The organism is Nonomuraea sp. PA05, from assembly GCF_008086045.1.
GTDB classification, from domain to species: Bacteria; Actinomycetota; Actinomycetes; order Streptosporangiales; family Streptosporangiaceae; genus Nonomuraea; species Nonomuraea monospora.
This window is the reverse complement of record NZ_VSEY01000016.1, coordinates 83,222-101,018: the sequence shown is the minus strand read 5'-3', so window position 1 is coordinate 101,018 and position 17,797 is coordinate 83,222. Positions and strand designations below refer to the sequence as shown.

18 protein-coding genes are annotated in these 17,797 nt (G+C 70.3%); 7 read left to right on the top strand and 11 right to left on the bottom strand.

The genetic code is table 11. The annotated features are described in order from the left end of the window. Nucleotides 1-20: 20 nt before the first annotated feature. Together FXF51_RS25125 and FXF51_RS25120 are read right to left on the bottom strand one after the other, a co-directional pair. Nucleotides 21-749 (bottom strand): hypothetical protein, encoded by a 729-nt coding sequence (locus FXF51_RS25125; protein WP_148437114.1) that lies wholly within the window; start codon nt 747-749, stop codon nt 21-23. Between the two features lie 63 nt (nt 750-812). Beyond that, on the bottom strand, nt 813-2,204 hold the full coding sequence (locus FXF51_RS25120) for a sigma 54-interacting transcriptional regulator (RefSeq protein ID WP_222871448.1): 1,392 nt from the start codon (nt 2,202-2,204) through the stop codon (nt 813-815). Nucleotides 2,205-2,375: 171 nt separating this feature from the next. Here FXF51_RS25120 and FXF51_RS25115 point away from each other — a divergent pair, with 171 nt between their 5' ends. Both FXF51_RS25115 and FXF51_RS25110 read left to right on the top strand, forming a co-directional pair. Further along, entirely contained in the window at nt 2,376-3,551 is a 1,176-nt protein-coding gene (locus FXF51_RS25115) for an FIST N-terminal domain-containing protein (protein WP_148437242.1), read from the top strand. Continuing rightward, entirely contained in the window at nt 3,548-4,657 is a 1,110-nt protein-coding gene (locus tag FXF51_RS25110) for an ROK family protein (protein WP_148437112.1), read from the top strand. Before FXF51_RS25115 ends, FXF51_RS25110 begins: the two co-directional genes overlap by 4 nt. A 50-nt stretch (nt 4,658-4,707) precedes the next feature. Here FXF51_RS25110 and FXF51_RS25105 read toward each other — a convergent pair whose 3' ends face one another. The 5 genes from FXF51_RS25105 to hppD form a co-directional block, all read right to left on the bottom strand. Further along, complete coding sequence (locus tag FXF51_RS25105) at nt 4,708-5,358, bottom strand: hypothetical protein (RefSeq protein ID WP_187414553.1); 651 nt, start codon at nt 5,356-5,358, stop codon at nt 4,708-4,710. Further along, complete coding sequence (locus tag FXF51_RS25100) at nt 5,355-5,900, bottom strand: RNA polymerase sigma factor (RefSeq protein WP_148437110.1); 546 nt, start codon at nt 5,898-5,900, stop codon at nt 5,355-5,357. The genes FXF51_RS25105 and FXF51_RS25100 overlap by 4 nt, the downstream gene beginning before the upstream one ends. Nucleotides 5,901-5,974: 74 nt before the next feature. After that, nucleotides 5,975-7,387: a M1 family metallopeptidase gene (locus FXF51_RS25095; protein ID WP_148437109.1), complete on the bottom strand. Its 1,413-nt coding sequence runs from the start codon at nt 7,385-7,387 to the stop codon at nt 5,975-5,977. A 46-nt stretch (nt 7,388-7,433) separates the two neighbouring features. Further along, entirely contained in the window at nt 7,434-7,877 is a 444-nt protein-coding gene (locus FXF51_RS25090) for an RDD family protein (RefSeq protein ID WP_148437108.1), read from the bottom strand. 34 nt (nt 7,878-7,911) lie between these two features. After that, nucleotides 7,912-9,021: a 4-hydroxyphenylpyruvate dioxygenase gene (gene hppD, locus FXF51_RS25085; protein ID WP_148437107.1), complete on the bottom strand. Its 1,110-nt coding sequence runs from the start codon at nt 9,019-9,021 to the stop codon at nt 7,912-7,914. 103 nt (nt 9,022-9,124) lie between these two features. On the opposite strand from hppD, the gene FXF51_RS25080 reads away from it, so the two are divergent. Both FXF51_RS25080 and FXF51_RS25075 read left to right on the top strand, forming a co-directional pair. After that, entirely contained in the window at nt 9,125-9,604 is a 480-nt protein-coding gene (locus tag FXF51_RS25080; protein WP_148437106.1) for an Lrp/AsnC family transcriptional regulator, read from the top strand. A 297-nt stretch (nt 9,605-9,901) separates the two neighbouring features. After that, the gene (locus FXF51_RS25075; RefSeq protein ID WP_262379817.1) at nt 9,902-11,875 is read left to right on the top strand and encodes a transglycosylase domain-containing protein; all 1,974 of its coding nucleotides are present in this window, start codon (nt 9,902-9,904) and stop codon (nt 11,873-11,875) included. An 11-nt stretch (nt 11,876-11,886) separates the two neighbouring features. Here the strand turns inward: FXF51_RS25075 and FXF51_RS25070 are convergent, their stop codons facing one another. Beyond that, entirely contained in the window at nt 11,887-13,890 is a 2,004-nt protein-coding gene (locus FXF51_RS25070) for a thioredoxin domain-containing protein (RefSeq protein ID WP_222871446.1), read from the bottom strand. A 176-nt stretch (nt 13,891-14,066) separates the two neighbouring features. Here FXF51_RS25070 and FXF51_RS25065 point away from each other — a divergent pair, with 176 nt between their 5' ends. Further along, entirely contained in the window at nt 14,067-15,158 is a 1,092-nt protein-coding gene (locus tag FXF51_RS25065; RefSeq protein ID WP_262379816.1) for a hypothetical protein, read from the top strand. Between the two features lie 4 nt (nt 15,159-15,162). Here FXF51_RS25065 and FXF51_RS25060 read toward each other — a convergent pair whose 3' ends face one another. Genes FXF51_RS25060 through mca form a run of 3 tightly spaced genes read right to left on the bottom strand, consistent with a single transcriptional unit; the run spans nt 15,163 to nt 16,558 of the window. After that, a complete protein-coding gene (locus tag FXF51_RS25060) occupies nt 15,163-15,441 on the bottom strand; it encodes a GNAT family N-acetyltransferase (protein ID WP_148437104.1) in 279 nt (92 codons plus the stop codon). After that, nucleotides 15,442-15,621, bottom strand: a complete 180-nt coding sequence (locus tag FXF51_RS25055) for a hypothetical protein (RefSeq protein ID WP_148437103.1) — start codon at nt 15,619-15,621, stop codon at nt 15,442-15,444. A 52-nt stretch (nt 15,622-15,673) separates the two neighbouring features. Beyond that, nucleotides 15,674-16,558 carry a mycothiol conjugate amidase Mca gene (gene mca / locus FXF51_RS25050; protein WP_148437102.1) on the bottom strand — a complete coding sequence of 295 codons (885 nt, stop codon included), beginning with the start codon at nt 16,556-16,558 and terminating at the stop codon, nt 15,674-15,676. A 134-nt stretch (nt 16,559-16,692) separates the two neighbouring features. On the opposite strand from mca, the gene FXF51_RS25045 reads away from it, so the two are divergent. Both FXF51_RS25045 and greA read left to right on the top strand, forming a co-directional pair. Further along, nucleotides 16,693-17,112: a DUF4307 domain-containing protein gene (locus tag FXF51_RS25045; RefSeq protein ID WP_148437101.1), complete on the top strand. Its 420-nt coding sequence runs from the start codon at nt 16,693-16,695 to the stop codon at nt 17,110-17,112. Between the two features lie 108 nt (nt 17,113-17,220). After that, on the top strand, nt 17,221-17,721 hold the full coding sequence (greA, locus tag FXF51_RS25040) for a transcription elongation factor GreA (RefSeq protein WP_148437100.1): 501 nt from the start codon (nt 17,221-17,223) through the stop codon (nt 17,719-17,721). The last annotated feature ends 76 nt before the right edge of the window (nt 17,722-17,797 follow it).

Genomic DNA, 17,797 nt, shown 5'->3' with positions numbered 1-17,797 from the left:
AAACCCCCCAGCGGGCCGTTTCAGGCGTCGCCGAAGACCTCCCACACCTCGTTCAGCGAGTTCACGCCCGGGGTGTAGTCGACCTTGACCAGGACGGGGTAGCGGACGCCCTTGAGCGCCTTGGTGAGGTCCGTCCACACGCACTGCTTCTTGCCGAGGCCGTTCCTGTCGGCGTTGACCGGCCTGCCGGTCAGCCAGCCGTCGCCGCACCTGGCCGTCGTGCGGTGGAAGGCCGTCGTGTACGTGTAGCCGAGCTTGATCGTCTTACCGCCGGTGGCGAACAGCACGGTGGTGTCGTTGACGCGCTTGATCGTGCCGCGGGCCGTGCGCGGGGTGCCCCAGTCGCCGACCAGGATCTCGTTGACCCTGGTCGCCTTGCCGCCCGCGTGCTCGACGCGCACGGCCACCGGGCCCCGGCCCAGCGTTTCGGCCAGGTGGGCGGGCTTGCACTTCGTCCGTCCCAGGCCCTTGGCGTCCACCGCGACGCGGCCCTCGGTCTCCTTCAGGTCGCACGCCACCGTGACCCGCCCGTAGGCGGCCTTGGTGTAGTCGAGCCGCAGTTCCTTGGCCTTGGGCAGGGTCTTGAGCGTGAACGTCGTCCGGGTCGCCCGCTTGGCGGTCCTGGGCTCGATCCGCAGGTGCCCCTTACCGTCGGACCAGGCGAAGCCGTACACGGCGGTGGCGGCCTCAGCGGGAACGCTCAGGGAAACGGAGGCGGCGGCGGTGGCGAAGGCGACGAGCAGGCGCATGAACGGTCTCCCCCGAACAAAGTGATGAGTTCACCACTATGACGCGGGAGACCGCCCACTTGTTCACGTGCGATAAACGGTTACGCCGTCAAGGTCTTCCTTGGACAGCCGCCGCATCAGGTAAAGCCCCTCCAGCGCGAACTCCAGGGCCGCCGCCGCGTGGCCGGGCGACTCCTCGCCCGCGCCCATGCCCAGCCGCGACATCACCTTGGCCAGCCCGGGAACGGGGCCGATGCGGTGCAGCAGCTCTCCGGCGGGCACCAGCTCGCCGGACTCCACCTGGTTGCCCTCGGCGAACTTGTCGGTCAGCGCCGACAGGTCCATGCCGCCCAGCCGGCTCCTGAACGTCTCGGCCGTGGCCCGGCGCAGCAGGTGGGCCAGGATCTCGGTCTCCCTGCCCTCCTCGCTGACCTCGAACTCCACCTTGCCCCGCAGGCTGTGCACCACGCACGCCAGGTCGACCACGCGCGTGACCGCCTGCTCCTCGGCGGTGATCGCCGCCCGGCGCACGGCCGAGGCGGCCGCGGTCTCGGCCGCGGCGATGGCGAAGCGGGCCGACACGCCGGAACGGGCGTCCACGGCGGTCGACTCGCGGACCAGCCGGGTGAAGCGGGCGATCACCTCGACCAGGTGCTCGGGCACGTCGGCGCCGATGTCCGGCACGGACTCCTGGCGGATGAGCGCGAGCTCGTGCTCGACGGTCAGCGGGTAGTGGGTGCGGATCTCGGCGCCGAAGCGGTCCTTCAGCGGCGTGATGATCCGGCCGCGGTTGGTGTAGTCCTCGGGGTTGGCGCTGGCGATGAGCAGGATGTCGAGAGGCAGCCGCAGGTTGTAGCCGCGTACCTGGATGTCGCGCTCCTCCAGCACGTTGAGCAGCGACACCTGGATGCGTTCGGCCAGGTCGGGCAGCTCGTTGACGGAGAAGACGCCCCGGTTGGTGCGCGGCACCAGGCCGTAGTGGACCGTCTCGGGGTCGCCCAGCGTGCGCCCCTCGGCGATCTTGATGGGATCGACGTCACCGATCAGGTCGCCCACGGAGGTGTCGGGCGTGGCGAGCTTCTCGCCGTAGCGCTCGTCCCGGTGCTTCCACGCCACAGGCAGCTCGTCGCCCAGCTCGCGCGCCAGCTTCTGGCAGCGCGTGCAGACCGGAGCGTACGGGTGGTCGTTGATCTCGCAGCCGTCGACCACCGGCGTCCATTCGTCGAGCAGACCGGTGACGGTGCGGATGAGCCGGGTCTTGCCCTGGCCGCGCTCGCCGAGAAGGACCAGGTCGTGCCCGGCGAGCAGGGCCCGCTCCAGATGCGGCAGGACGGAGTCGTCGAAGCCGATGATGCCGGGGAAGCGCGGCTCGTTCGCGCGCAGCCTGGCCAGCAGGTTCTCCCGGATCTCGGCCTTGACGGTGCGATGAACGTGGCCGCTCTCTCGCAACTCGCGGAGAATACGTGGCTGATGCACGGGATCGAGACTACGTCCCCTGAGAGGAATGTGGCAGAGACTTTCGCATCTGGCGGAGATTTCGGATCTTGACTATTGCGTGACGGTTCGTGTGCGTGCTTGTCCCTTTAGTGGGGAGAATCGGGCCTAGGGAACTTGGACATGTCGAGGGAGGCGAGATCCGTGGCCTTGATGACGAGCCGCTTCGCCGACGGCCTCGCCGTGGGATCCGACCTGGTGGAGGCGGCAGAACACGCCGTCGGCCAGGCACTGTCGAGGCTCAGCGGCCAGGCCGACCTGGTCTGCTTCTTCATCTGCGGCGACGATCCCGACGACGTCGCCAGGGCCGGGCAGGCAGCCATGAAACTCGCGCCCGAGGCGCACGTGATCGGCTGCAGCGCCACCGGGGTGATCGGCGACGGCCAAGGGGTGGAGCTGACGCCCGCCGTGAGCGCGTGGGCGGCGACCCTGGAGGGGGCGCGGCTGACCACGTTCGCGTTGGAGACGCTGGCGGCGGAGGACCGCTTCGTGGTCGTCGGGCTGCCGGAACGCGGCGGCGACGATCACGTGGCGATCCTGCTGGCCGACCCGTACAGCTTTCCGACGGACGCGTTCGTGGAGCGCTCGGTCGACGTGCTGGGCGAGCTGCCGCTGATCGGCGGGCTGGCCAACGGGCTGCAGGGACGGGGATCCGTACGGTTGTTCGCCGACGGCGAGATCTACACCGAGGGCGCCATCGGCGTGCTGCTGAGCGGGCCCGTCAAGGTCAGCACCGTGGTCAGCCAGGGCTGCCGGCCGATCGGGCCGAGCATGGTGGTCACCGCGTCCGAGGACAACCTGCTGCTGGAGCTGGCCGGGCAACCGGCGCTGGCCCGGCTGGAGGACATCGTCAGCGAGCTGGACGAGGACGACCGCGAGCTGGTCGCGTCCGGGCTGCAGATCGGGCTGGCCATGGACGAGTACGCAGAGCGCCACGAACGCGGCGACTTCCTCATCAGGGGGGTCATCGGCATCGACCCCGACCGCGAGGCCGTGGCCATCGGCGACATCGTCGAGGTCGGCAGGACCGTGCGCTTCCAGGTGCGCGACGCCGCCACCGCCGACGAGGACCTTTACGACCTGCTCGACGCCCACCGCGAGGAGCTCGGCAAGGTGGACGGTGCGCTGCTGTTCTCCTGCAACGGGCGGGGGTCGGCGATGTTCGGCACGGCCGACCACGACCCTGTCGCCCTGCGCGACACGCTGGGGCCCATCGGTGTGGCCGGCTTCTTCGCGGCCGGGGAGGTGGGGCCGGTGGCGGGGCACAACCACGTGCACGGGTTCACGGCGTCCGTGCTGGTCTTCTCCAGCGCCTCCGGCGGCCCGTGATCCTGGCCGTCGACGTCGGCGGCACCAAGATGGCGGCCGGCCTCGTCGGCCGCGACGGCACGGTGACGGACGTCAGGCGCGCCGCCACGCCGCAGGGCGCGGACCCCGAGACCCTGTGGCGGACGCTCGCCGGCCTCCTCACGCCGCTCGCCGGCCGCTTCGACGCGGTGGGGATGGGCTGCGGCGGGCCGCTGAGCTGGCCTGACGGGGAGGTGTCGCCGCTCAACATCCCGGGCTGGCGGGGCTTCCCGCTGCGCGCCCGGCTGGCCGCGCTGTTCCCGTCGTCGCCGGTACGGCTGCACAACGACGCCGTCTGCCTGGCCGTGGCCGAGCACTGGGCGGGGGCCGGGCAGGGGAGTGACGACATGCTCGGGATGGTGGTGTCCACGGGGGTCGGCGGGGGGTTGATCCTCGGCGGGCGGCTGCATCACGGGCGTACCGGGAACGCGGGGCACATCGGGCACGTCGTGGTCGAGCCCGTGGGCGGGCCCCGGTGCGGGTGTGGCGGGCACGGGTGCCTGGAGGCCGTCGCCCGGGGTCCCGCGGTGGTCGCCTGGGCGCTGCGCCAAGGCTGGACGCCTGGCGCGGCCGGGGCGGCGGGAGGCACGGCGGTGCGTGATGCGGGCGCGCCGGGCGCGAGCGTGCCCGGTGGGGGCGTGCCTGATGCGGTGGCGCGTGATGCCGGCGCGCCTGCGGCGGCCGTGCGTGATGCGGGCGCGCCTGCGGCGGCCGTGCGTGATGTGGCGGAGAGCGGCGCTTATCGGGAGGATCGGCCCGTTACAGCGCGCCAGTTGGCGGTGGACGCCCGCGCGGGCGACCCCGTCGCGACCCTGGCCATGCACCGCGCCGGCCGGGCCCTGGGCATCGCGCTCGCCTCCGCCACCCACCTGTGCGACCTGGACGTCATCACCCTGGGCGGCGGCCTGTCCCAGGCGGGCGAGCCCCTGTTCGGCCCCCTGGAGGAGGCCCTGCGCGAGCACGCCAGGATGGGTTTCGCCCGCCGTGTCAAGGTCCTGCCCGCCGCCCTCGGCCAGGAGGCCGGCCTGGTCGGCGCCGCCGCCCTGCACCTGGCGGGTGACACGTACTGGCCCGCTCAGGACGACTGACGCGGAAGCCCGGCGGCCCCTCCTGCTCGGGCAGGGCCGCCGGGCGGACGTCAGCCGGTCTTGCTGTCCAGACTCGGCCCCTGCTCCGTACCGGTGTCGAAGCCCTCACCCTCCTGCTGCGAGGTGTCACCCTGCCCCGGCAGAGGCATGGAGGTCGGCTCACAGGGCGCCACAGCCCCCTGCACGATCTCCAGCGAGGTGGCGAACGGCGGCTGGTCGTCACCGTCCGCACTCTTGGAGACGGTCAGCACCAGCGTGGAGCCCGCCGGCACCTGCCCCTTCTCGATGCGGAAGGCGATCCCGTCCCCTTCACGCCCGATGCTCCCCGCGAACTGCCCGGCGCCGTCTCCGTGCGCCCCGCGCGGCGCCCGGCAGGTCTGCCCCTGCGGCAGGTAGTCCACCACCGCGGGAACCCCGGCCCCGGCCAGCTCCGCCTCCAGCCCCTCCGGGTCGGTGAACGCGTGGATCAGCACGCCCACCCCGCCGTCGGCGCCCTTGGTCACCGCGTACGCCGGGCCGCCCAGCACGCCCGTCGCCACCACCACGGCGGTGGCGGCCGCCGCGACCCCCGCCACCGCGGCGGCCAGTCCTGCGGAACGGCGCCTGCGAGCCGGTGTCACTGTCGTCATCGTGTCCTCCGCCTTCCTCGTCGCGATCTCTTCCTTGAGTGCACCGAGAAGGCGATCTTCGAAGTCGCTCATGCCTGTCCTTCCAGATACACGGCCGAGGGCGAGGTGAAGTGTTCGAGGGCACGCCTGGCCCTGTGCAGCCGGACTCGCGCGGTGACCTGCCTGATGCCCAGCGCCGTGGCCGCCTCGGTGACGGTGAGCTGGTCGATCGCCACGAGCTCCAGCACCGCGCGCTCGCCCTCCGGCAGGCCCAGCATGGCCTCCAGGGCGCTGCGCATCTGGCGCTCGGCGTCGATCCGCTCCTCCATCCGAGCCAGGTCGTCGTCGTCCATCAGGCGGCGTCCGGCCAGGCGGCCGGTCGCCCGCGCCTCCCGCGCGGCCCTGCGGTACTGGGCCGACACGACGTTGCGCGCGACGCCGTACAGCCAGGCGATCTCGCTGCCCCGCCCGGGCCGGTAGGTGTCCGCCGAGTCCAGAACCGCCAGGAAGATGTCCGCCGTGAGGTCGGCGGCGAGGTGAGGGTCGCTCACCCGCCGGACCACGAACTTCAGCACGGCATCGACATGGCGGCGATAGAAGGCCTCAAAGGCCACAGGGTCTTCGTTGAGGCGCACCGGCCTCGCTCCCTTCGTCGTTCGCCCTTACATCCCGTACTTGGATCGGGCGACGAGAAGCGTTTCCGCGCGGGTCAGGAAGGCTTGCGCGGCTGGAGGAGCCAGGCGTCGAAGAGCGCGTCGAGGTTCTTGCCGGACAGCCGCTCGGCGAGCGCGACGAACTGCCCGGTCGTCACGTGACCGTAGCGGTGCTCGGCGGTCCACGTCTTGAGCAGGGTGAAGAACGCCGGGTCGCCGATGGCCCTGCGCAGGGCGTGCAGGGTCATGCCGCCGCGCGTGTAGACGGACTGGTTGAACAGGTCGTCGGGCCTGGCGCGGCCCGGGGGGTACTTCCACATCGGATCGGTGGCGGGCCGGCTCTGCAGCTCCTTGAACGTGGCCTCGGCGGTCTTGGTGCCCTTGTGCTCGGCCCACAGCCACTCCGCGTAGGTGGCGAAGCCCTCGTTCAGCCAGAGGTCCTTCCAGCGCCTGATGGTCAGGCTGTTGCCGAACCACTGGTGCGCCAGCTCGTGCGCGATGATCGTCTCGTCGGGCTGGAAGCCGCCGTACAGCGGCTTGGTCTGGTTCTCCAGCGCGTAGCCGGCGGAGTAGTCGTCGACGACGCCGCCGGTGGAGGAGAACGGGTAGGGGCCGAACACCGTCGCCCAGTAGTCGGTGATCTGCCCGGACAGGGTGTGGAGCGAGTCGAGCGAGCTCTTGAAGCGTGGGTCGGCGGCGGCCAGGTTCGGGATGCCGGCGGCGGTGCTGCCCTGGCGCAGGTCGAATTTGCCGAGCGTGGCCGTGGCCAGGTAGGTGGCCATGGGGTGGCGCTCGCGCCAGCGGTAGGTGGTCTTTCCGCCCGAGGTGGTGGGCTGCCCGGTCATCTCGCCGTTGGCCAGGGCGGTCACCCCGGCGGGCACGGTGATCGTGAAGTCGAACGTGGCCTTGTCGGCGGGGTGGTCGTTGCCGGGGAACCAGGTCTTGGAGCCGTTGGGCTCGGAGGCCACGAAGGCGCCGTCGGGGGTGGGGATGAAGCCGTAGGTGCCCAGGTTGGCGTTGTCGCTGGCCGGCTTGGGCTGCCCGGTGTAGGTGACCTTGACGGTGAAGGGGGCCTCGTCGGCGATCGCCCGCGCGGGCCGCACGGTCAGCTCTTCGCCTTTCCTGGTGAACGTGGCGGGCGCGTCGTTCACGGCCACCTCGCGCACGTCGAGCCCGGTGAGGTCGAGGTTGAAGCTGGACAGCTCCTGGGTGGCGGACGCGCTGATCGTGGCCACGCCGTCGAGCCGCTTGGTGGCGGGCGTGTAGTCGACCACCAGGTCGTAGTGGGAGACGTCGTAGCCGCCGTTGCCGTCGCGCGGGAAGTCGGGGTCGCCGATGCCTGGAGCGCCCGCGCGGCGGTCGGCGGCGCTCTGCCCGGCGGCGGGAGGGGTCGGCTCGTCGGCGGGTGAGCAGGCCAGCACGCTGATGAGCGTCGCGAGCATGGCCACCCCGCGCCTGTTGACACGCATGAGCGTACGAGCCCCCTTCACTTCGTGACCGCAATATTACGCTGAGTCAGGCGTTGACGACGACCGTCCTGGCAGCCTTGTCGTGTACGGCCTGTTTGCGGGGGTCGAAGAGGATCCAGCCGAGATCCACCAGGGGGCCGACACAGCACAGCCATCCGAGCACGGTGAAGACGGCCTGCCTGACGGCTGCCTGCCCCACCCCTATCCTCCCGCCGTATTCGGACACGACACGGAGACCGAACAGCTTCTTGCCCAGAGTCTGACCATTCCAGAAGGCGTGCAGCAGCCAGAAGTAGAGAAACGCCACCAGGCCGGCGAGGAAGGTGTGCTCGACGGGATAGCGCTCCCAGCCGCCCCTGCTCTCGTTCCAGGCGTACTCGAAGCCCGTCCAGTTGAACGGGGCGGTGGCGACGTTGATGATGAGCCAGTCGAGGACGCCGGCGAACAACCGCCGCCAGCGTCCCGCCAACCCCGGTGGCGGCAGTCCCATGATGTCTGGATGACCACCACTAAGTCGGGACAAACTAAAGGTTGCCCCTGCGTTCCTGCTCCCGCTCGATCGCCTCGAACAGCGCCTTGAAGTTGCCCTTGCCGAACCCGAGCGAGCCGTGCCGCTCGATCAGCTCGAAGAAGACCGTGGGCCGGTCCTGCACGGGCTGGGTGAAGATCTGCAGCAGGTAGCCGTCCTCGTCGCGGTCCACGAGGATGCCGCGCCTCTTCAGCTCCTCGATGGGGGCCCGCACCTGCCCGATGCGCGCGCGCAACTCGGGGTCGTCGTAGTACGAGTCGGGCGTCTGGAGGAAGCTCACCCCGGCGGCCCGCATGTGGTCCACCGTGGTCAGGATGTCGTTGGTGGCCAGCGCGATGTGCTGCACGCCGGGGCCGCGGTAGAACTCCAGGTACTCGTCGATCTGCGACTTCTTGCGGCTGACGGCCGGCTCGTTGAGCGGGAACTTGACCTTGCGCGTGCCGTCGGCCACGACCTTCGACATGAGCGCGGAGTACTCGGTGGCGATGTCGTCGCCGATGAACTCGGCCATGTTCGTGAAGCCCATCACCTCGCGGTAGAACTCCACCCACTCGTCCATCTTGCCCAGCTCGACGTTGCCGACGCAGTGGTCCACGGCCTGGAAGAGCCGCCCGTGCTTCGTCGCCGGCGGCGCGACCAGCGGCTCGGCCGCCGTGTAGCCGGGCAGGTAGGGGCCGCCGTAGTTGGATCTGTCGACCAGGGTGTGCCGGGTCTCGCCGTACGTGGCGATGGCCGCGAGCACCACCTTGCCGTGCTCGTCCTCCACCGTGTACGGCTCCGCCAGCCCCCTGGCCCCGTGGGCGACGGCGTAGGCGTAGCCGGCCTCCACGTCGGGCACCTCGATGGCCAGGTCGATGACCCCGTCACCGTGCTCCGCCACGTGCCGCGCCAGGTCCGTGCCGGGCCTGATCGAGGCCCGCAGCTCGAAGGTGGCGCTGCCCGAGGTCAGCACGTACGCGGCCAGGTCGGGGCTGCCGTTCTCCGGGCCCCTGTAGGCCACGAGCCGCATCCCGAACGCGGTCGAGTAGTAGTGGGCCGCCTGCCTGGCGTTGCCCACGGCGAACACCACGGCGTCCATGCCGTTGACCGGAAAGACATCACTCATACCCTCAACTGTCGATTTACCTGGACGAGTTGCGCAACAGTTACTTCATTGAGTGCACAATCTGCCTACTCTTCTGCTGGCCACTCGGGTATCTCTGTACAGCATGACGATCGACGAGCTCGACTCCCGGCTGATCGCCCTGCTGACCGCCGAGCCCCGGCTGGGCGTGCTGGAGTGCTCACGGCGGCTCGGCGTGGCACGCGGCACGGTCCAGGCCCGGCTCGACCGGCTCGTGGACAGGGGGGTGATCACGGGCTTCGGGCCCGACGTGTCGCCGGCCGCGCTCGGCTACGACGTGACCGCGTTCGTCAGCATGGAGATCAGGCAGGTGGCCGGGCACGACCCGGTGGCCGACAGCCTGGCCCGCATTCCCGAGGTGCTGGAAGTGCACACGATCACCGGTGACAGTGATCTTTTGTGCCGCGTGGTCGCCAGAACGAACGCCGATTTGCAGCGGGTGATCGACCGGATCGTCGATGTTCAGGGCGTACTCCGGACAAATTCGATCATCGCGCTCGACACGCCGGTTCCCTACCGAGTGTTGCCTTTGGTCGCCGATGTTCCGCGCCGGGAGTCGCGTTAGACGTACCATCGCAGAGTGGACGAGGCACTATTGTCGATCGTTTACCCTTACCATTCGCCCAGCTTGCGGGGGTTGGGCGAGGCTTGACGAGGGGGGTCGAGGGTGCGGAGCGGCGGTGGTAACGGAATGCGGAAGCGACGGCGGATTCTCCGGGTGCTCCTGGTTTCAATCGGCACGGGAATCGTCGTACTGGCCGGGCTTTTCGCCATTGCCTGGGCTTTGACTCCCATTCCGGATACGACACAGAAGCAGGCCACCGCGCAGGGCTCGGTGATCTATTATCGCGACGGTAAAAGCGTGCTCGCCCGGCAGGGCATCGACCGCAGGAAGGTCGAGCTGGCCAGGGTGCCCAAGCACGTACGCGACGCCGTCATCGCCGCCGAGAACCGCTCGTTCTACGAGGACGCCGGCGTCTCGCTGAAGGGCACCGGGCGCGCCGTCTGGTCCACCCTCACCGGGCAGCAGCTCCAGGGCGGCTCCACCATCACCCAGCAGCTCGTCCGCAACTACTACAGCGGGCTGAGCCAGGAACGCTCCGTCACCAGGAAGTTCAAAGAGATCCTCATCGCGATGAAGGTCGACCAGTCCAAGTCCAAGGACTGGGTGCTGGAGCAGTACCTGAACACGATCTACTTCGGCCGCGGCGCCAACGGCATCCAGTCGGCCGCCCGCGCCTACTTCGGCAAGGACGTCGAGGACCTGAGCGTGTCCGAGGGCGCGTACCTGGCGGCGGTCATCCAGCAGCCCAGCCGCTTCGCCGACCCCAAGGGCACCGACCTCGCCGCGGCCAGGGAGCGCTGGCAGTCCATCATCACCGCCATGGCCCAGACCGGCGTGCTGACGACCGAGCAGGTGGCCGCCCAGCAGTTCCCCTCGCTGGAGACGCCGAAGAAGCCGTTCGAGCTCAAGGGCCAGGCCCAGTACATGCTGGAGCAGGTCACCGCCGAGCTGAACCGGCGCGGCTACACCGACGAGGACATCAACAGCGGCGGCCTCAAGATCGTCACGACGTTCGACAAGAAGCTCATGCAGGCCGCCCAGCGGGCGGTGGAGGACACCCTGCCGGACAGCACGCCCAAGAAGGTGCGCACCGGCCTGGCCGCCGTCGATCCCGCCACGGGCGAGGTCGTCGCCTTCTACGGGGGCAAGCCGTCGCAGTCCAAGTACTACGACAGCGCGTTCTCGGCCAAGGTGATGGCCGGATCGACGTTCAAGCCGTACACGCTGGCCGCCGCGCTGAACAACGGCTTCGACCTGTCCACCAGGGTCGACGGCAACTCGCCGCTGCGCGTGGCGTCGGCGTCCCAGGCCATCCCCAACGACGGCGACCGCTCCTACGGCCAGATCAACCTGATCAGCGCCACCCAGAACTCCGTCAACACCGCCTTCGTCGACCTCGGCCAGAAGGTCGGCCTCGACAAGGTCGCCGCCACCGCCGAGGCGGCCGGCATCCCCGCCGCCCAGCTCGACAAGCAGAAGGAGGCCGCCTCCTTCCCGCTCGGCGTCTCCTCCGTCAGCGCCGTCCAGAACGCCTCCGGCTTCTCCACCTTCGCCAACAAGGGCGTGCACGTGGAGGCGCACGTGGTCAGGTCGGTCACCGACGCGGAAGGCCGCAAGGAGGTGATCAAGGCCGTCAGGACCGAGGTGGTCGGCGAGCAGGCCGCCGCCGACACGATCTACGCGATGCAGCAGGTCGTCAAGTACGGCACCGGGACCGCCGCCCGCCTCTACGACCGCCCCGTGGCCGGCAAGACGGGCACCACCGACGACTCCAGGTCCGTCTGGTTCAACGGCTTCACGCCGCAGCTCGCGGTGGCGGTGGACATGTTCCGCGACGACAACGCCACCGTCTCCATCCCCGGCTACGGCACGCAGTTCGGCGGGCAGCTCCCCGCGCAGATCTGGCGGGCGTTCATGACCGAGGCGATGGAGGGCAAGCCCGTCGAGGAGTTCCCCGAGCCGTCGGAGTACGGCTGGTCGTCCGACTACTCCGAGCCGGAGCGTGACAGCGACGGGCCCGGCCGGCAGTACAGCCCGCCGCCCAGCCAGGACGACTGGGACCAGCCCGAGCCCGACCTCAGCCAGCCGCCGTTCACCGGCCCGCCCGAGACGGAGGGGCCGGAGGACGGCGGGCCCGACGAGCAGCCCGAGCAGCCGTCTCCGCCGGACACGGAGGTCCCCGACCAGCCGTCGGTGCAGGAGACGGGGGATGAGGACGGCAGGAACGGCCGCACGCAGCAGGCGGGCCAGACGGGCCAGACGGGCCGCTGAGCCCCGAGCCCTCAGCCGGAGGCCAGCTCGGCGCGCAGCTCCTCGACCGTGGTCACCGGCATCCGGCAGGTGAACCCCCTGCACACGTACGCGGCCGGCGCCTCACCGACCGGCCCGCGCCCCTCCAGCAGGGCAGGAAAGACGCTCTCGCGCGGCACCAGCGGATCACCGCTGCCCCGCTCGCCGGTGTCACCCCGGCCGAGCGCCACCACCAGCCCCGGCGCGTCCGCGAGCAACGCCTCCCGGTGCAGCGCCGCGGTGCGCGGATCGTCGGCGGGCCCGACGACGGCCACCTCCACGGGCCCGGACAGCGCCGCCCGCGCCACGGCCAGCCCCCACCCCGCGAACCTGGCGTGCCCGGCGGCCAGCACCGACACGGTGCCCAGCGCGGCGTGCGCGGCCTCCCGGTGGCGCGTGGAGCCGGTCAGGGCGCCGTACGACAGCAGCGCGCCCGCGGCCGCGTACTGGCCGGAGGGGGTGGCGTTGTCGGTGGGGTCCTGCGGGCGCTGGAAGAGCCGCTCGGCGTCGTCGGCGGTGTCGTAGAAGCCGCCGGCCCCGTCGGAGAAGCGGTCGAGCACGGTGTCGAGCAGCGAGCCCGCCAGCCGCAGCCAGCGCGCCACGCCCGTCACGCCGTACAGGGAGATGAGGCCCTCGGCCAGGTTGGCGTAGTCCTCCAGCACGCCGGCGTTGGCGCCCGCCCTGCCGTCCCTGGACGTGCGCAGCAGCCTGCCGTCGGTCAGGTGCGTGCCGGCCAGCAGCTCGGCCGCCTGCGTGGCCGCCGTCACCAGGTCGGGGCGCTCGAACACGACGCCGGTCTCCGCCAGCGCGGCGATGGCCAGGCCGTTCCACGAGGCCACGACCTTGTCGTCGCGCCCGGGGCGCACCCGGTGCTCCCTGGCGGCCAGCAGCCGCGACCGCACGTCCGCGTAGCGCTCCGGGTCCTCGGGGTCGCGCAGGAGCTGCAGCACGGAGGCGCCGTGCTCGAACGTGCCCCCGGGGGTCGCCTCGAACAGCCCGGCGGCCCACCGGCCGTCGTCCTCGCCGAGCACCTCGCGCAGCTCCGCGGGCGTCCAGACGTAGAACTTGCCCTCCACGCCCTCGCTGTCGGCGTCGAGCGCCGAGGCGAAGCCGCCCTCGGGCGTGCGCAGCTCGCGCAGCAGCCAGCCGGCCGTCTCCAGCGCCACCCGCCGGGCAAGCTCGCCGCCGCCCGCCTTCCACCAGTGCGTGTAGACGCGCAGCAGCAGGGCGTTGTCGTAGAGCATCTTCTCGAAGTGCGGCACGACCCACCGCGCGTCCACGCTGTAGCGCGCGAAGCCACCGCCGAGCTGGTCGTACATGCCGCCGCGGGCCATGGCCTCCAGCGTCCTGCCGCTCATCTCGCGCTCGCCGGAACGCAGCAGGAACTCCAGCACCATCGACGGCGGGAACTTGGGCGCCCCGCCGAACCCGCCGTTCGCCGCGTCGAACGACTCCCGCAGGTTGCGCGCGGCCTCCAGCAGCGTCTCCTCGCCCGGCAGCGGGCCGCTGGGCAGCGTGGTGTGCGTGTTGAGCGCCTCCACCACCTTCGCGCCCTGCTTCAGCACCGACTCCCTGTCGCCCGTCCACACGTTGTGGACCTCGGTGAGCAGGCGCTGGAAGTTGGGGCGCGGGAAGTAGGTGCCGCAGTAGAACGGGTGGCCCTCCGGCGTCGCGAACACCGTCATCGGCCAGCCGCCCTGGTGGGTCATGGCCTGCGTGGCGCCCATGTAGACGGCGTCCACGTCGGGCCGCTCCTCGCGGTCGACCTTGATGTTGACGAAGTGCTCGTTCATCAGGCGCGCCGTCTCGGCGTCCTCGAAGCTCTCGTGGGCCATGACGTGGCACCAGTGGCACGCCGAGTAGCCCACGCTGATCAGCAGCGGCACGTCACGGCGGCGCGCCTCCGCGAAGGCCTCCTCGCCCCACGGGTGCCAGTCGACGGGGTTGTCCGCGTGCTGGAGCAGGTAGGGGCTCGTCGCGTCTTTCAAGCGGTTCATCAGGACCTCCACCGCCCACCCTAGACGGCGGCGGCAGGCCGTCCCGGCAGCCGGGGCTGGCGGTCATGAGCGCGGCGATGACTGGACGGGCCGTTACGGCGTAGGTTACGGGCGTGGATATGGACTTCGTCTGCGCCCAGGCCGGTCGTCCGGCATCGGCTCTCACCCGGAGGGACGTGGCACGGGCCCTGCTCGCCGTGCCGTCGGGCGTGGCGCTCGTGGCGCTGCCCGACCTGCGGCGGGCCATGATGGCGGCGGGCAACCCGCTCTCGCTCGCGTTCTGGGACTCCGCCAAGGCGACGCTGAGCTCGATCGAGGCGGGTGTGGCCACGGTGGGTGACGTGCAGCGGTGGGTGGAGTCCACGGGCACGGAGCCGATCCTGATGACGCCCAGCTACTTCGTCTGGCCGGAGGAGGACGAGCGCGGGCCCGTGGCCACGGAGATGTTCGCGCGGCTCGTGGCGTACCTGGAGGAGCGGGTGGCGGGCGGCGAGGTCGATCCCGACGCGCTGGCCGCCGGTGACTCCGACGCCCGCACGGCTTACGAGGAGCTGCAGGAGCGCTGGCTGGGCACGCCGCTGCCGGACGGGCGGGTGCCCGGGTTCGCGGTCAGCGACGAGCAGGACGAAGAGCTGTTCGCGGCGTGGGACGAGGAGGAGGCGTTCGCGCTGTCGGAGCTGCGGCGGATCATGGCGGAGCTGCCCAAGCAGCCCGAAATGCCCGTCGCGGAGCTGGACGCGGCCGCGGCGCGGCTGCGCGCGCTGCTCGCCCTGCCCGGCTATCCCGCCAACGTGCTGCGGGCCTGCGCCGGGTTCGGCGACAGGCCGCTGCCTGACGACGACACGGAGCTGTGGCTGGCGGTGGCGGCGGGGGTGGCCGGGCCGATCGCGGACCTGTCCGACGGTGAGGACGTGCTGGAGGAGTTCGCCGACCTCGACGGGGACCTGAGCGACGAGGACACGGCGCTGGCCAACCTCTGCGCGATCCAGCACGCCGACTGGCTGGCCGGGGTGGCGGCGCTGGTGCGGCTGGGGCCGGGGGTGCTGGCCTCGCCCGAGCGGATGGCGCGGCTCATCGCCGAGTCGGAGGACATCGACATCGACGATCAGGACGACGACGACCTGGACGCGACGGAGGGGCTGTTCGAGTCGGTGGTGAGCCTGTGGCGGGAGCTGGGCGTGGTGAACGAGGACGAGGTGCTCACGCCGCTGGGCTGGTGGGGGCTGCCCAAGGCGCTCGAACGGGCCTGGTCGCCAGCCCCCGAGTGACCCGTCAGTCGACCAGGTTCTGGAACTCCGGGTGGCGCTGGATGTACTTGGCGACGTACGGGCAGCGCGGCACCACGCGCAGGCCGGTGTCGGCGCTCGCCTGGAGGGCGTGCGCGACCAGCTTGCCCGCCAGCCCCTGCCCCTCGTAGGCGGGCAGCACCTCGGTATGCGTAAAGACGATCTTCGTGGGCAGCAGCAGGTAGTCGGCGAACCCGGCGACCTTGCCGTCCACGAGGATCTCGAACCGGCTTTCCGTCGTGTTGTCGACGATCTCGACGGCCATCTACTTCTTGGCCTTCTCGTCGTCGCGGGTCTCGCCCTCGGCCTCGCCCTCGCGCGGCACCTGAATCTTCGAGATCTGCTTGTTCATCGACTTGATCAGGATGTACAGGGCGAGCCCGATCAGGGCCACGACGACGAACCCGAGCAGCCCCGGGCTCACTTCACCTGCTGCTAGAATCATCACCCCTCCAGTCTGCCATCGGGGGGCCGTGGTCCCGCCACTGGTCAGCCGGTCAGTGGCAGGCGGGCTCGACCTCGTCGGCGTGGATGCCGGCGAACAGGTCGTCCTCGGGCAGCTCGGTGTCGACCAGCGAGCGCGCCAGGTGGTAGTCCTCGGTCGGCCAGATCTCCTGCTGCAGCTCGCGCGGGCAGACGAACCACCAGCTGTCGGGGTCGACCTGGGTGGCGTGCGCCTTGAGCGCCTCGTCGCGGATCTCGAAGTAGTCGCCGCACGGCACGCGCGTGGTGACCGGCCACTTGGCGGGGCGGTCCTCCCAGCGGGAGATCCAGTCGGCGTACGGGGAGCCGAGGCCGCGCTCGGTCATCGCCTCGTGCAGCGCCTCGAAGCGCTCCTTGGTGAAGCCCATCTGGTAGTAGAGCTTGAGCGGCTGCCACGGGTCGCCGGTGCCCGGGTAGCGGTCGGGGTCGCCGGCCGCCTCGAACGCCTCCACCGAGACCTTGTTGGTCATGATGTGGTCGGGGTGCGGGTAGCCGCCGTCGTCGTCATAGGTGATGATCACATGCGGCCTGAACTCGCGGACGGCGGCCACCAGCGGCGCCGAGGCGTCCTCCAGCTTCTGCAGGCCGAAGCAGCCCTCGGGCAACTGCTCGTCCTCGTTCTCCGGCAGCCCGGAGTCCACGAAGCCCATGAAACGCTGCTCGACGCCGAGGATCTCGCGCGCCCTGTCCATCTCGGCCCTGCGGACCTCCGCGATGTTGGCGACGATCTCAGGCCGGTCCATCTTGGGGTTGAGCACGGAACCGCGCTCACCGCCCGTGAGGGTACAAACCAGCACTTCCACGCCTTCGCGCACGTAACGCGCCATCGTGGCGGCGCCCTTGCTCGACTCGTCGTCGGGGTGGGCGTGGACGGCCATCAGCCTCAGCGGTGCACTCACGGGCTCGATGCTCCTCAGTCGGGACCAGTCAGTCGCCCAGAGAGGTTAGTTTCTGCTGGGCGGTCGCGAGGGCACACCCCCCGCGGGCGACAATTGTCTCGGATAACGCTGAGGGAGTGCAGGGAGATTCCGCCATGGTCACCAGAGATGCCGGGAACGGGCCCGTTCTCGGCACGCCCGACGACTTTCCAGACCGACCCAGACGAGGTGGCCGGCTGGTCGTCCACGTGGTGATCGGCGTGCTCGTGGCCATCATCGCAGGTGGCTGGGGCTACGTGATGTGGTCGATGACGGCCGGAGGTTCGGAGGCGCCGGCGCAGGTCGTGACGTTCAAGGTCAACAGCCCCACGCGGGCCGAGATCACTTTCGAGGTATACAAGCCAGACGATAGGGTGGCCGTCTGCCGGATCAGGGCTCTGGACGTCAATCATGCGGAAGTGGGCAGCAAGGAAGTAAGAATCCCGCCTGGTGGGGGTAGTAAGCAGCTCAAGGAAAGCCTGGACACGAGTGGCCAGGCGACTTCCGTCCACATCCAGTACTGCAATCTCGTATAGTGAGACATTTGGGGAAGCGTTCGAGCGGTTAACTTGTTAGCCTTTCGCAATTCAACCGTACGCAACCTCAAGTGATCTCAGGGCCCCCTAGGCAAGCAAGGAGAACCCGTGGCCGACTCTCGCGATGAGAACGTCACATGGCTGACGCAGGAGGCGTACGACCGCCTGAAGGCGGAGTACGAGTATCTCTCTGGCCCCGGGCGCGTCGACATCGCCAAGAAGATCGAGGCCGCCCGTGAAGAGGGCGACCTGCGCGAGAACGGCGGATACCACGCCGCCAAGGACGAGCAGGGCAAGATGGAGGCCCGGATCTTCCACCTCCGGCAGATTCTCGACAACGCCCAGGTGGGAGAGGCCCCCAAGGCCGAGGGCGTGGTGGGCCCCGGCATGACCGTGACCATCCGGTTCGTCGGTGACGACGACGAGGTCACCTTCCTGCTCGCCTCCCGCGAGGAGAGCGGAGCGCCGATCGACGTCTACTCGCCCAAGTCCCCGCTCGGGGCGGCGATCAACGGGAAGAAGATCGGAGAGAAGGCCACCTACTCCATGCCCAACGGACGGCAGAACACCGTCGAGATCCTTGAGGCTGTGCCGTACATCGGCAACTGACCCCCCTGGACCACGACCGCCGGGCCCACGTCGGCCCGGCGGAGTTTTCGCATGGGTCCGGAATCCGGCAAGACCT